9 protein-coding genes are annotated in these 14635 nt (G+C 53.3%); 8 read left to right on the top strand and 1 reads right to left on the bottom strand.

Annotated elements, in window-relative coordinates; genetic code table 11:
- Positions 1–12 precede the first annotated feature (12 nt).
- The 8 genes from kdpA (ACYU87_RS25140) to ACYU87_RS25105 all read left to right on the top strand — a co-directional run bounded on the left by kdpA (ACYU87_RS25140) (position 13) and on the right by ACYU87_RS25105 (position 11229).
- Positions 13–1773, top strand: coding sequence for a potassium-transporting ATPase subunit KdpA (kdpA, locus tag ACYU87_RS25140; RefSeq protein WP_461136768.1), 1761 nt, complete (start codon positions 13–15; stop codon positions 1771–1773).
- A gap of 46 nt (positions 1774–1819) precedes the next feature.
- Positions 1820–3892, top strand: coding sequence for a potassium-transporting ATPase subunit KdpB (gene kdpB, locus ACYU87_RS25135; protein ID WP_461136767.1), 2073 nt, complete (start codon positions 1820–1822; stop codon positions 3890–3892).
- Positions 3893–3955: 63 nt separating this feature from the next.
- On the top strand, positions 3956–4519 hold the full coding sequence (locus ACYU87_RS25130) for a K(+)-transporting ATPase subunit C (RefSeq protein ID WP_461136766.1): 564 nt from the start codon (positions 3956–3958) through the stop codon (positions 4517–4519).
- 61 nt (positions 4520–4580) lie between these two features.
- Positions 4581–6302 carry a potassium-transporting ATPase subunit KdpA gene (gene kdpA, locus ACYU87_RS25125; RefSeq protein WP_461136765.1) on the top strand — a complete coding sequence of 574 codons (1722 nt, stop codon included), beginning with the start codon at positions 4581–4583 and terminating at the stop codon, positions 6300–6302.
- Between the two features lie 80 nt (positions 6303–6382).
- Positions 6383–7546, top strand: coding sequence for a porin (locus ACYU87_RS25120; protein WP_461136764.1), 1164 nt, complete (start codon positions 6383–6385; stop codon positions 7544–7546).
- Positions 7547–7644: 98 nt separating this feature from the next.
- Positions 7645–8289: a DUF1648 domain-containing protein gene (locus tag ACYU87_RS25115; protein ID WP_461136763.1), complete on the top strand. Its 645-nt coding sequence runs from the start codon at positions 7645–7647 to the stop codon at positions 8287–8289.
- 29 nt (positions 8290–8318) lie between these two features.
- Positions 8319–9446 (top strand): sensor protein KdpD, encoded by a 1128-nt coding sequence (locus ACYU87_RS25110; protein WP_461136762.1) that lies wholly within the window; start codon positions 8319–8321, stop codon positions 9444–9446.
- Position 9447: 1 nt separating this feature from the next.
- Positions 9448–11229, top strand: coding sequence for a sensor histidine kinase (locus ACYU87_RS25105; protein WP_461136761.1), 1782 nt, complete (start codon positions 9448–9450; stop codon positions 11227–11229).
- A gap of 178 nt (positions 11230–11407) precedes the next feature.
- Here ACYU87_RS25105 and katG read toward each other — a convergent pair whose 3' ends face one another.
- The gene (gene katG / locus ACYU87_RS25100; protein WP_461136760.1) at positions 11408–13705 is read right to left on the bottom strand and encodes a catalase/peroxidase HPI; all 2298 of its coding nucleotides are present in this window, start codon (positions 13703–13705) and stop codon (positions 11408–11410) included.
- Between the last annotated feature and the right edge of the window lie 930 nt (positions 13706–14635).

Here is a 14635-nt window from a genome sequence, read left to right as displayed (position 1 = left end):
TTTCATTACGCAATGACAACCGAATGGATTGGCGTACTGGCCATGTATGGACTGACGGTCCTGCTGGCGATTCCGCTGGGCAAGTACCTTGCTAAAGTATTTAAAGACGAACCAAACCGCACCGGCGGGGATGCGGCCTCCCGATCGGCGTTCGATTTTATGAAGCCGCTGGAACGGCTGATTTATCGACTGGGGGGCATTGATCCAACCGCTGACCTGACCTGGAAACAGAATCTGGCTGCGCTCCTGACAATCAATCTGGTTTGGTTTGTGCTGGCGTTCGGGCTGCTACTATCTCAGGGAAGTCTGCCGCTTAACCCCGACGGTAACCCCTCGCAGACCCCCGATCTGGCCTTTAATACGGCCATCAGTTTTATGGTTAACTGCGATTTGCAGCACTACTCAGGTGAGTCGGGGGCAACCTACCTGACGCAACTGGCCGTCATGATGTTTTTGATGTTCACGTCGGCAGCAACCGGTATAGCCGCAGCGGTGCTGTTGTTTCGCTCGTTCCTGCCACAAATGGCTGAAACGGTTGGCAACTTTTACGTCCTGTTTACCAAAGCCATTACCCGGCTTCTGTTACCTGGCTCGCTCATTGTCGCCCTGATTTTGGTGCTTAACGGCGTGCCCGCCAGTTTCGACGGGAAAGACACAATCGTTACGATGCAGGGTGATACGGTGAACGTATCGCGGGGACCAGCCGCGGGTATGATCGCCATCAAACATTTGGGCACCAATGGCGGTGGCTGGTTTGGGGCCAACTCATCGCACCCGCTGGAAAGCCCCAACTACCTGACCAACATGGTTGAGATGATCGCTCAAATGGTCATCCCCATAGCGATGATCTTCGCCCTTGGTTTTTTCATCAATCGGAAACGCTTTGCCTGGATGATTTATGGGGTGATGACCATCGGATTTCTTCTTCTGGTCGTGCCAACGATCATCACCGAATTAGGTGGTAGCCCCGCTATCGCTCACCTGGGTGTTAGCCAGCCAACGGGGGCTATGGAAGGGAAAGAAGTGCGGTTTGGCACCCTGGCCTCAGCCTATTGGAGCATTGCCACAACAGTCATTTCAACGGGGTCGGTCAACTCCATGCACGATTCTTCCATGGCGATGTCGGGGGTTATGGAGCTGCTGGGCATGATGGTGAATGCCTTTTACGGGGGCGTCGGGGCCGGGCTGTTGAACTTTTACTTTTTCCTGATCATTGCCGTCTTCATTTCAGGGTTGATGGTGGGACGAACGCCGGAACTCTTCGGCCGAAAAGTGGAAGCCCGAGAAATCAAGATTGCCTCCATTGTGGCGCTGCTGAGTGCTTTTCTGGTGAAGGGTGGTACGGCGCTGGCGGCCTGGATTTTTATGCAGCATGGCGATGCCGCCGGGGTGGCGTCCAGCTGGGCCGTAAAGCCCGCTGCCTGGCTTAACAATCCCGGTTTTCACGGCTTCTCGGAAATGCTTTACGAGATGACCTCGGCGAATGCCAACAACGGATCGGGCTTCGAAGGACTGGGCGATAACAACTTTTTCTGGAACTACACAACGGGTATTGTACTGATTCTGGGACGATTCATCCCCATTATCGGACCAATTGCGATTGCTGGCTTGCTGGCTCGCAAGAAGTACGTTCCGGAATCGGCGGGAACATTACCCGTGGATACAGCGACGTTTGGCCTGATGATTTTTGCCGTCATTTTCATTCTTACGGCCCTGTCCTTTTTCCCCGCCCTGGCGCTGGGACCGCTAGCCGAATATTTCTCACTTAACTAAAACCCGTTACGCCGTTTGTCGGCGTGACTACTAAAAGAATACCAACATGGCAAAGCAATCATCGGCCCCTACCAACTTGTTTCAGCGGGAACTCGTTGGCACAGCCATACGGGAATCATTTGTTAAACTGAATCCTGCCATCCTGATTAAGAATCCGGTCATGTTCACCGTCGAAATTGGTACCCTGATTATGGTGCTGGTAACGGTTTACATCGCCCTTTCGGGTGATACGTCGCAAGGATCGTTAACGTACAATATTTTTATTACGCTGATTCTGCTCATTACGGTTCTGTTTGCCAACTTCGCCGAGGCCATTGCCGAAGCGCGGGGCAAGGCCCAGGCCGAATCACTCCGAAAAACCCGGCAGGAAACACCCGCTAAAGTTATTCGGCCCGTGGGAAACATGAAGCTCGACGAAGTGCAGACCATTTCATCGGCTCAGCTTAAAAAGGGCGATGTATTCATCTGCGAACCAGGTGATACCATTCCATCGGACGGGGAAATTATCGAAGGCCTGGCCACAATCGACGAGTCAGCCATTACGGGCGAATCGGCACCGGTCATTCGTGAAGCCGGGGGTGATAAATCATCCGTAACGGGAGGCACCAAAGTACTGTCCGACAAGATCAAAGTACAAGTAACGACCCAGCCCGGCGAGTCGTTTCTGGATAAAATGATCGCGCTCGTGGAGGGCGCTACCCGGCAGAAAACACCAAACGAAATTGCGTTAACAATTTTGCTGGCTGGCTTCACGCTGATTTTTATCATCGTCTGCGTGGCCTTAAAGCCCTTTGCCGACTATGCCAACACCCCCATTACGATAGCCGCCCTGATCTCGCTCTTCGTTTGTCTAATTCCGACGACTATTGGGGGCTTGTTATCGGCCATCGGGATTGCGGGTATGGACCGGGCGCTGCGGGCAAACGTCATTGCCAAATCGGGCCGGGCTGTTGAAACCGCCGGTGACATTGACACGCTGCTGCTCGACAAGACGGGTACCATCACCATCGGCAACCGGAAAGCGACCCATTTTTATCCGGCACCGGGAATCAAGCAAGACGATATGATTCGGGTTTCGGCCCTGAGCTCCCTGGCCGATGATACCCCGGAAGGTAAGTCGATTGTTGAACTGGCCCGCAGCGGAGAGGGGGGGGGCGATGTCACCCGGAACCTGAACACCACCGGCTCAAAACTGATCAAGTTTACGGCCGAAACTCGTTCGTCGGGGATTGATCTTGCCACAGGCGAACGAATCAGAAAGGGTGCCACAGACTCAATCCGTACCATTGTTGAACGGGCCGGGAATCATTTTCCTCCCGAAACGGACAAGAAAGCCAGGGAGATTGCCGCCAACGGCGGAACGCCCCTGGTCGTGATCGAAAACGAAGAAGTGAAAGGTGTTGTCGAATTACAGGACATCATTAAACCGGGCATCGCCGAACGCTTCGAACGGCTTCGTAAAATGGGCGTAAAAACGGTAATGGTCACCGGCGATAACCCATTGACGGCCAAGTTCATTGCCGAAAAAGCGGGCGTCGATGATTACATTGCCGAAGCCAAGCCGGAAGACAAGATGCAGTACATCCGCACGGAACAAACCGGTGGCAAACTGGTAGCCATGATGGGCGACGGCACCAACGACGCTCCTGCTCTGGCCCAGGCCGACGTGGGTGTGGCGATGAACTCAGGAACCCAGGCGGCCAAAGAAGCCGGCAACATGGTAGACCTGGACAATGACCCAACCAAACTGATCGAAGTGGTTGAAATTGGTAAACAGTTGCTGATCACGCGCGGAACGCTGACGACGTTTTCCATTGCCAACGACGTAGCCAAGTATTTCGCCATTGTACCCGCTTTGTTTACCCTGTCGATTCCGGCCTTACAGGCCCTCAACATCATGCGTCTGCACTCGCCGGAGTCCGCTATTCTGTCGGCCGTAATTTTCAATGCCATCATCATTCCCATGCTGATTCCGCTGGCCCTGCGGGGGGTAGATTATAAACCAATCGGAGCCAGTGCCCTGCTCCGCCGGAACCTGTTGCTGTACGGTGTTGGCGGTCTGGTTGCCCCCTTTGTCGGTATCAAATTGATTGATCTGGCCGTCGGATTATTTGTGTAAAAACGATAAGAATAGAGACGCAAAGGGTTGCGTCTCTACAATAACCATTAAACTATAAATCGCATGAAAACGCACTTGGCACCAGCCATTCGCCTGACACTTGTCATGCTGGTCTTGTTATCCGTCATTTATCCGTTGCTTGTGTCCGGCATTGCCCGGTTAGCGCCCGGTGGTGGCAAAGGCGAAACCGTTACCGTCAACGGAAAGGTGGTAGGCTACAAATTGATTGGCCAGAAATTCACGGAAGATCGATATTTCAACAGCCGCCCTTCCGCCGTAGAGTATAACGCAGCCGGTTCAGCGGGGTCTAACAAAGGCCCCTCTAACCCGGACTATCTGAAAACGGTACAGACCCGCATCGATACGTTTCTGGTTCATAATCCTGGCGTCAGCAAAGCCGATATTCCTGCCGAACTGGTAACAGCCTCCGGCTCTGGATTGGACCCGGATTTGTCGCCTGCCGGAGCCAAGATTCAGGTGGCCCGCGTTGCTAAAGCACGGGGTATCTCGGCAGAGCGGCTAAACCAGTTGGTTGATCAGCAGACGGAAGGGCCCCTGTTGGGCATTTTTGGCCCAGCCAAAGTAAATGTGCTGGCGCTGAATGTAGCCCTCGACCAAGTAAAATAAGCGATTGCCGGTCGGTCCGGTTGATAACCGAGCCGACTCGGTTCAGTGATTAAACAGCATTATGATAACGCAATACTTGGGGCTTGGTCTGTTGTTTGGCCTGGCCGTTGGGTTAGCCATCGGGGTTGGGTGGTACATGAACCGCGTGTTCAAAGGCGAGCCGAGCCGATTGGATTTTCTCGCTCCGCTAGAGAGATTCCTGTACCGACTGGGCGGCATCGACCCGACTCTACCCATGACCTGGCGACAGTACGCCGTAGCCATGCTGACCATCAATGGCTTGTGGTTGGTGTACGGGTATATTCTGCTACTGGTGCAGGCGGATATCCCGCTTTGGAATCAGGGCGAATCCACACCGGGCGGTATCCCGTCTATGGAATGGACGCTGGCCATCAACACCGCAATCAGTTTTCTGACCAGCACGAACTTACAGCATTATTCGGGAGAAAACGGGGTCACGTATTTCATCCAGATGGCGGTGCTAACCTTTCTTCAGTTCGTTTCGGCGGGAACGAGCTTGGCCGTTGGCGTAACGGTGGTGCGGTCGTTGCAGGCTAAAACCAGTTCGAGCGTCGGTAATTTTTACCAGGATTTTGTCCTGTCGATTACCCGGATTTTTTTACCGATCGCCTTGCTAAGCGCGGTGCTACTGACGTTCACGGGCGTTCCGATGACGTTCGAACCCTATCAGGCCATCAAAACACTGGAAGGCCTCGACCAGACGGTGACGACCGGCCCGGTGGCAGCTATGCTGTCGATCAAGCACCTGGGCTCAAACGGGGGCGGTTTCTACGGGGCAAATACGGCGCACCCATTCGAGAACCCCAACTTCGTCAGCTACATCATCAACCTGATCGATGTAGTGGTGCTGCCGATGGCGTTTGTTATTTTCCTGGGCTATTTTCTGAATCGCCGGAAGCTGGCTATCATCCTGTTTACGATCATGACCGGCTGCTGGCTGGTGCTGACCCTGTCGATAATTCAGCAGGAACTCGGCGGGAATATAGCAATCAGCCAACTGGGCATTGACCAATCGGGCGGGAGCCTGGAAGGGAAAGAAATGCGGTTTGGTGCGCTGGCATCGGCTTTCTGGTGTGGGGTAAACATCGTCATTCCGGCGGGTACGCTGACCTCCATGCATGATAGTTACACCCCCTTGTCGGGACTATTTATGCTGCTTGGGATGCAACTGGATGCCTTTTATGGTGGAGTCGGCACGGGTTTTCTGTACATGTTTCTATACGTTATCCTGGCTATTTTCATCGGTAGTCTGATGATTGGCCGGACGCCTGAATTACTGGGTAAAAAGGTCAGTATTCCAGAGATCCAGATCGCTACTTTCATCATTGTCGTCCTACCGTTGCTATCGCTGGGAGCTACGGCGATAGCAACGGTCATTCAGAATGTCAATCCAGACATCGGCTGGTTGAGCAACAAGAGCTACCACGGCTTTACAACGATGTTATATGAGTATGTTTCTTCGGCGGCTGGTAACGGGTCGGGTTTTGAGGGACTAGGCGATAATACCCCCTTCTGGAATCTGTCTACGGCAGTTGTGATGTTCTTTGGCCGGTTCATACCCATTATCGGACCGCTGGCCATCGGTGGTCTGTTGTTCGAAAAGCAGTACACCCCTCCTACCGCAGGCATATTACCTACCGAATCGTGGACATTTGGCCTCCTGTTAACAGCTATTATTCTCATTATCGGTGCGTTAAGCTCCTTTCCAGCACTGGCTATAGGTCCAATCGCGGAATTTTTAACCCAGGCTAACAGGCCCTGATTTTTCAAAAACTCATGCCTGACTCTCCTATTCGGTAAGACAGACATGATCAACAACGTGAGTACAACAAAACAATAACTATGAAAACTATTTTTACCACATCAGCCCTGGTGGCTGGTGTACTGACCGCTTCGCTGGCCCAGACAACGGATACAACCAAGACCTCGGCCCCCACGCAGGCACTCACCACGGTAGCACCCAATTCGGGACTAACCGTATCAGGTTACATCGAAGCCTATTACAGTCACGACTTTACGGCACCCAAAACAGCGCAGGAACGTCCGGCTTTTCTCTACAACCATAAGCGAAACCGGGAGGTAAACATCAACCTGGCGTTCCTTAAAGGGGCTTACGTGAGCGAGCGCGTCCGGGCCAATCTGGCCATTCAGGTGGGTACCTATGCGCAATACAACTACGCAGCCGAGCAGGCGCTGGTCAGGAATATCTTCGAAGCCAATGCGGGCATTAAGCTCAGCGCTGATAAAGACCTCTGGCTGGATGCCGGCATTTTCGCTTCACATATTGGTTTTGAAAGCGCGATTTCCAAAGACTGCTGGACGCTGACCCGGAGTATCCTGGCCGAAAACTCCCCGTACTATCTGTCCGGTGCCAAACTGACATACAACACGGCAAACGGCAAATGGACACTGCTGGGATCGGTCCTGAATGGCTGGCAGCGGGTGGCTAAATTACCGGGTTATAGTGGCCCGTCTGTTAGTACGCAGGTACAGTTCCGGCCTTCCTCGAACGTGACGCTGAACTGGAGTACGTTCATCGGATCCGATCGTCCTGATTCGCTCAGGCAGGGCCGGTTCTTCAATAACGTTTATGCCATTATCAATCCCACGGGTAAGGTTGGCGTTATTCTGGGCTTCGATATTGGCGCAGACCGGAAGCCAGTCGTCAGCACTAATCAACGGGTGGGCAGCGGTTCTTACGTATGGTACTCGCCGGTTATTATTGCCCGACTTGCCACCAGCGACAAAAGCTATCTGGCCGGTCGCCTTGAGTACTACAATGATAAAAATGGCGTCATCATCGCCACCGGTTCGCCGAACGGATTCCAGACCTGGGGCTATTCGATCAACTACGATTACGCCATTCTGCCCAATCGAACCGCCGGACCAGCCCTTGTCCGAATCGAAGGGAAAGTGTACAACAGCAAAGACGCCATTTTCGAAACAGCCAGTGGCTTCGGGCGCAACAACGTGTCTGTGACAACCAGTCTGGCGGTTCCTTTCTGACCCATTGGACGAATCAGGGGAGCGTGTTTTACTGAAGACAGGCATTTTCACTACTGATTCACCGGCTTTCTGATCCCTGAACCCTAACCTTTTTGATCGTGCCAATCAAGCGAGTGTATTCGTTTATAAGCTCAGCGCTGATCGTGTTGCCATTCCTGGTTCTTCTGATAAACTGGGAGCGGCTGCCCGATCAGTTGCCGCTTCATTTTGATCAGTCCGGACAAGCGGATCAACTCGGTACGCGCGAGCAGTGGCTAACGAGTATTTCATGGCCGATTCTGTCGCTGGGTGCCATACGAATCATATTTCTACAGCTCATTAGCCGCCAGTCGGGCCTCAGTCATTCCCGTCTCGTTAGCTTATACCTGTCTACGGCCGTTTTGCTGGCGGGGGCTGTGTTGCTTCTGATCGGCCAGGGTATCTGGAAAAAGCCGCTGTATCAGGAATGGTTACCAATGCTATTTTATCTGTTTGGCAGTTGCTTTGTATACTATGGCGTTTCGCCCAATCTGTCCGCTACAGATTCTAACGAAAAGCAGGATAGCCGATCCTTCGCGATTCGCGAGCGGGTACACAGTCTGACACGCCTGGTGACCATACGCGTTAACATACTGGCCGTTCTGATCATGTGGTTTGCCCAGGTACAGGACCGTTGGCTGGTCGGTATTCTGGCTAATTTGCTTGTTTATGGGTTTATTACCGGATACGCTTTTTACCTGCGCCGGCCATTCAACAACGTATAGGTATTACATCGTTTAACTGATCCACTTCCATGACAGACGAACGCGACCAATCGGCTGATCAATTTCTACGACTTATTCAGGAATCGCGCCGGGGAAAGTTCAAGATTTATATCGGGATGAGCGCGGGCGTCGGCAAGTCTTATCGCATGCTTCAGGAAGCACACGCGTTGTTAAAAAGTGGCATCGATGTTAAAATTGGGTTTATCGAAACCCACAACCGGGCCGAAACCCACGCGCTGATCGATGGTCTTCCCATCATTCCGCGTCGAAAACTGTTTTATAAAGGCCGGGAGCTGGATGAGATGGATGTACAGACCATCATCAATCAGCATCCCGAACTGGCCATCGTTGATGAATTGGCCCATACCAACATTCCGGGCTCTAAAAATGAAAAACGCTGGCAGGATGTGCTGGACATTCTGGATGCCGGTATCAATGTTATTTCGGCGGTTAATATTCAGCACATCGAAAGTCTCTACGATGAGGTGCACGGGATTACCAATGTCGATGTGACCGAACGCGTCCCTGACCGGGTATTGCACATGGCCGATGAAGTAGTCAACATCGACCTGACCGCCGATGAACTGATTACGCGGCTCAGGGAAGGAAAAATCTACGATCAGGCTAAAGTCGCTACTGCGCTGACTAACTTTTTTCAGCCCGAGAAAATCCTGCAACTCCGCGAACTGGCTTTACGGGAGGTGGCCACAGCCGTTGAACGTAAAATTGAAACGAGTATCCCCAAAAACCTGCACGCAAAGCCGGAGCGGTTACTGGCCAGCATTAGTTCAAACCCGGACATAGCCCGGCGGGTAATTCGCAAAACCGCCCGGCTGGCGGCTTACTACAATTCTCGCTGGTACGTTCTTTACGTGCAAACGCCCGCCGAAAGTCCTGATCGTATCCGGCTGGATCTGCAACGCCATCTGATCAACAATTTCAAACTGGCGACCGAGCTGGGCGCAGAAGTTATTCAGGCGAAGGGGGCCAATGTCGTAAATTGCATTATGGAAGAAGTGCAAACGCGAAACGTCACGACTGTATGCATCGGAAAGCCCCACTTTAACCTGATTCAGATCATTCTACGAACATTTGCCTTTAACCAGCTGCTTAACAGACTTTCAGAGTCAGATACGGACCTGATTATTCTTTCCTGATATGACACTTAAAACCAAAGTATCGCTCTCCCTGGTCTTTCTCTTCGGCATCATTCTGGTACTAGGGGGCCTGGGTGCTTTCTACCTGAACCAGCTGGCAAATGATTCCAAAGCGATTCTGAAAGACAACTACATCTCACTGGAGTTTGTCAGCAACATGCAAAAAGCGCTGACGACACTCGATGATCCCGATGCGCTGGCTGACTTTGATGCCAATCTGAAAAAACAGGAAGCCAATGTAACGGAAGTTGGTGAAGAGTCATTGACGCAGGCTGTTCGTCGGGAGTTTACCCGGCTGCGGGCGGGGGCTACCGATACGCCCACGATCGACCGTATCCGGCAGCACCTTTTTGCCATCGATGATATCAATCGGCAGGCGATTGTTCGTAAAAGCAAAACGGCCGAGCAAACCGCTTCCGATGCGTTGCTCTGGCTGGGGTCGATTGGTACGGTCTGCTTTCTGGTTGTTTTCTCGTTTGTCATCAATATTCCCAGCTACATAGCGGGGCCTATCCGGGACCTGACCCGGGGCATCAAACAGATCAGCAGTCGCAACTTTGAGGAACGACTGCACTTTAGCTCCAGTGATGAATTTGGCGAACTGGCCCGCTCCTTTAATTCAATGGCCCAGAAGCTGTACGAATTTGAACACTCGAACGTAGCCCGGCTCCTGTTCGAAAAGAAACGGATCGATACGCTGGTCGAAATTATGAGTGAAGGCATCATCGGGCTGGACGAACGTCGTCGGATTTTGTTTATCAACCCGGTTGCCGAGCGCCTGCTGGGGGTAGAACGGCAGAAGCTGATTGGCCAGTACGCGCCCGATGTAGCGACATCCAACGATTTACTCCGCTCGCTGATTCAGGATATTATGGTCGATCGTGGGGAACCCGGCATACCCCCGGTCGGCGAAATCCGTCCGCCGGAGCATGGTGCCGGGCTCCTGAAAATTTATGATCCGGGCTTGCTCGGGAAAGGGAAGGAAAGCTACTACAGCAAAGAAATTCATGCCGTAGAAGTAACGCCAACGGGTGAAACGAAGCCGGTTCACGCGGGCTACGTGATTGTTCTGCTGAACATTACGTCATACAAGGAACTGGATCTGGCCAAGACGAACTTTATTGCCACCGTATCGCATGAGTTGAAAACGCCCATTTCGGCCATCAAAATGAGCCTGAAACTTCTGGCAGACAAACGCCTGGGCAATCTGAACAGTGAGCAGCAGGAGATGGTCACGCATGTGGAGGAAAATACGGATCGGCTGTTGCGCTTAACCGGCGAACTGCTCAACATGGCCCAGGTCGAATCGGGTCAGATACAACTCCAAATTCAGGCGTCGGACCCCGCCGAACTGGTACGGGTGGCCACCAACGCACTGAAGACGCAGGCTGAGCAGAAACAGATTCAGTTTAACCTGAACATACCCGCGAATTTACCCGCCGTGAAAGCCGATCCCGACAAAGCGTCCTGGGTGCTGATCAACTTCCTGTCCAACGCCGTTCGGCATAGCCCGGACCAGTCTACCATTGACATAACCGTTCGTCAGGTAAAGGACCAGGTTGACTTTACGGTGCGCGACTATGGGGCTGGACTACGGGAGGAGCACCGGGATCGGGTCTTTGACCGTTATTTCAAAGCCCCTGGCCTCAATGGCCCCTTCAGCGGAACGGGGCTGGGACTGGCGATTTCCCGGGAGTTCATTCAGTCGATGGGTGGGCAGATCGGCTTACACCCCGACGTAACACCCGGAGCCGCGTTCTACTTCCAACTGGCCAAAGCGTGAACCCGATTCAGGTAATGCGGGCGCTTACTGCCTTTCGCTATTCCACTCCTTGTTTTAACTTCTAGACCCGTAAGTTACAGATAAAGAAATGGCGGCTTCGTAGGTTCACAAACCAATGCCCGATACCACTCCAAGGAGGTACCGGGCATTGATTTATTAGTTTCTATGCATCAAGACGCTATTCGTCTTTAACATCGTACCGATCCAGCATCATCACCTTGTTCCAGGCCGCCACGAAATCATGCACAAACCGTTCTTGTGCGTCGTCCGCCCCGTACACTTCGGCGATGTTACGCAGCTGCGCATTGGACCCAAAAATCAGATCGCACCGGGTGGCCGTATACTTGACCTCGCCACTCTTCCGATCCCGGATATTGAAGAACATCTCCTGCGGATCCTGAGGGAACCACACGTAATCCATGCTGGTCAACACCTGAAAAAAATCGTTGGTCAGCTGCCCCGGACGGTCCGTAAACACCCCGTGCTTCGAGTAATCGTAATTCTGATCCAGCACCCGCAGGCCACCCACCAGTACCGTCCACTCCGGCGCGGTCAGCGTCAGCAACTGAGCCCGATCCAGGAAGATCCGCTCGGGAGGCACCCGGTAGCCTACGTTGTCATTGTGGTAATTCTTGAACCCGTCCGACACCGGCTTGAGCCAGTTGAAGCTTTCCACGTCGGTCAGTTCCAGGGTCGTATCCACGCGGCCCGGCGTAAACGGAACGCTCACCGCAACGCCCGCATCATGAGCCGCTTTTTCGACGGCCACGCAGCCACCCAGTACGATCAGATCAGCCAACGAAACGCGTTTGTTACCCGACTGGCGGTTGTCAAACTCGCTCTGAATACCCCGCAGGGTCTGCAACACCCGGTTCAGTTCATCCGGTCGGTTGAGTTCCCAGTTGTTCTGGGGTTCCAGACTGATGCGGGCCCCGTTGGCACCACCCCGCTTGTCCGAATGGCGATACACCGAAGCCGCCGACCAGGCCGCCGAGACCAGCGCCGACACAGTGAGACCACTGGCCAGGATGTGCTGCTTCAGGGTAGCGATATCAGCCTCGTCGATCAGCTCGTAATCCCGATCGGGTCGGGGGTCCTGCCAGATCATGTTGTCGGCGGGCACCTCGGGACCCAGGTAGCGTTCTTTTGGGCCCATATCCCGGTGCGTCAGCTTATACCAGGCTCGGGAAAACGCGTCCGTGAAGTAATCGAAATCAGATAGAAACTTCTCGCATATTTTGCGGTACTCCGGGTCTACCTTAAGCGCGATGTCGGAGGTCATCATCATCAGATTATTCAGCTGACCAGCGACGTGGGCATCCGGCGTTTTGGGCGCGGTTGGATCAATGGGCGTCCATTGGGTCGAACCAGCCGGACTTTCCACCTTCTTCCAGTCGAACGTGAGCAGGTTTTCCAGGTACGAGTTGTCCCATTGGGTAGGATGCTGGGTCCAGGAACCCTCAATCCCATTCGTCATGGTGTTTACGCCGTTGCCCGAACCAACCGGGTTGTGCCAGCCAAAGCCCTGTGCGTGAATGGGGGCAGCTTCGGGAGCAGCGCCGATCTTTTCCGGGGCCACCATGCCGTGACTCTTTCCGAAGGCGTGTCCACCGGCAATCAGGGCTACCGTTTCTTCATCGCCCATGGCCATCCGGGCAAACGATTCACGAATTTCGCGAGCCGAATCCTGCGGATCGCCGTTGTTGGCCGGTCCTTCCGGGTTCACATAAATCAGCGCCTGGTGGGTAGCGGCCAGCGGGTTTTCCAGATCGTAGTGGGCATCTTTGGGTTGACCCACCCAACGCAAGTTGTTGTTTACCATCTCGTCGGGGTGGCCTTTGTGGTTGGCCGATGCCGGCACCTGATCGACGGGTTTGCCGCCCCAGAACTCGGGGCCCCAGTACGTACTGCGGTCGGGCTCCCAGGCATCCCGGCGTCCGCCCCCGAAGCCAAACGTAGGGAAGTTCATAATTTCGAGCGCGCAGTTGCCGGTCAATACAATCAGGTCGGCCCAGGACAACGACGCCCCATATTTTTTCTTGATGGGCCACAGCAACCGGCGCGACTTGTCGGTATTGCCGTTATCCCACCAGGAATTGATGGGCGCAAACCGCTGCATGGCTTGTCCCGCGCCCCCTCGTCCGTCGGCAATGCGGTAGGTACCCGCCGAGTGCCAGGCCATGCGAATCATTTGCGGCCCATAGTTGGCATAGTCGGCGGGCCACCACTCCTGCGAATCGACGAGCAGCGCTTTGATGTCCTGCTTGAGTTGCGGAAAGTCAATCTTGTTGAACAATTCTTTGTAACTCTCGTCGCTCAGGGGATTGGCCGCTGGCTGATCCTGGTGAAGCAATTCGACCGGCAGGCGGTTGGGCCACCAATCGTCAATCTGGGGGGCGGTTCCCAGGGCACCGCCTACGCGGGTGCCTCTGAATGGGCATTGCTCAAGTCCTTCGGGATTCTCAATAAATTTCATGGTGAATTTCTGTGTGTACTATTGAATTTAACCGGGGTTATTCTGAAATGAATGATGCCGTAAATGGTTAACCGACTACCATGAATGACTCAAGTACCCATGCGCGTTGCTGATCAGTACGGTCATATCTTGACTTAATTGCGAAACAAACGGGCTTGCCCGTCCGTGTTGGGAGTCGAAACCGGGAATTGCTGAGGTGTGGATTAACGGTAGACCCGTGAGCGCGCAATCGGATCAGGAACATTGAAAAATGACTGTCTGAAGAATTTTTCAACTCAAAAACCGGGTTGATTGATTGATACCGAAGTGGGCAACAAATGCCCGTTCGGCCTGCTAAAACAACGACTTTTGTCGTAACGCTGGGTGACTACAAATTAAACAGGGTAACTATAGTTATGTTTATGCATGCTTAGCGTATGGGCTAGTTTAGACCTATTCTATCCCTGATGACGTACCCGATTCGGCGATTCTCATTATTCTATTGCAGACGTGGGGTATGTTTAGTTACCTTTGTGCGATGAAAGTAACGGCACTACTAGTCCTTCTTAGCGTATCGTTGGTAGCCTGCCAGCCCAAGAAGAAGCATACGGAGGCTACCGGAATCAAAGTAACACGGGAGCCTTCGGGACGCATTGTTTCGGTTCCTGACAGCTCACGAATAGATAGCTTATAAACCAGTGCTTCTGAACGCCCCCTCCTTCATTTCCCCCGCCGGGAGTCCACCCTGAAGACTCATGTCAGTCTTGCAGTAATGCCGTTTAGCAGGATTTCTCCGGCTAATCCGGTCTACCTATACACTTTTTCGTACTGCTCCCGGGCAGCATGACCACGCCAGCAGTTGGGCTATTCCTGACGACAAACTGATGCTGGCCAGTAAACTTCTTACGTCCGATCCAAGCTTCGGACCAACTCATCTATAACCGCATAGTC

Source organism: Spirosoma lituiforme, assembly GCF_054776635.1.
The sequence above is the reverse complement of the archived record's forward strand: the minus strand, read 5'-3'. Positions and strand labels throughout refer to the sequence as shown.

Coding starts and splice junctions, on each gene's coding strand:
- kdpA (WP_461136768.1), top strand. CDS start 13: ATGACAACCGAATGGATTGGCGTACTGGCCATGTATGGACTGACGGTC.
- kdpB (WP_461136767.1), top strand. CDS start 1,820: ATGGCAAAGCAATCATCGGCCCCTACCAACTTGTTTCAGCGGGAACTC.
- ACYU87_RS25130 (WP_461136766.1), top strand. CDS start 3,956: ATGAAAACGCACTTGGCACCAGCCATTCGCCTGACACTTGTCATGCTG.
- kdpA (WP_461136765.1), top strand. CDS start 4,581: ATGATAACGCAATACTTGGGGCTTGGTCTGTTGTTTGGCCTGGCCGTT.
- ACYU87_RS25120 (WP_461136764.1), top strand. CDS start 6,383: ATGAAAACTATTTTTACCACATCAGCCCTGGTGGCTGGTGTACTGACC.
- ACYU87_RS25110 (WP_461136762.1), top strand. CDS start 8,319: ATGACAGACGAACGCGACCAATCGGCTGATCAATTTCTACGACTTATT.
- ACYU87_RS25105 (WP_461136761.1), top strand. CDS start 9,448: ATGACACTTAAAACCAAAGTATCGCTCTCCCTGGTCTTTCTCTTCGGC.
- katG (WP_461136760.1), bottom strand. CDS start 13,705: ATGAAATTTATTGAGAATCCCGAAGGACTTGAGCAATGCCCATTCAGA.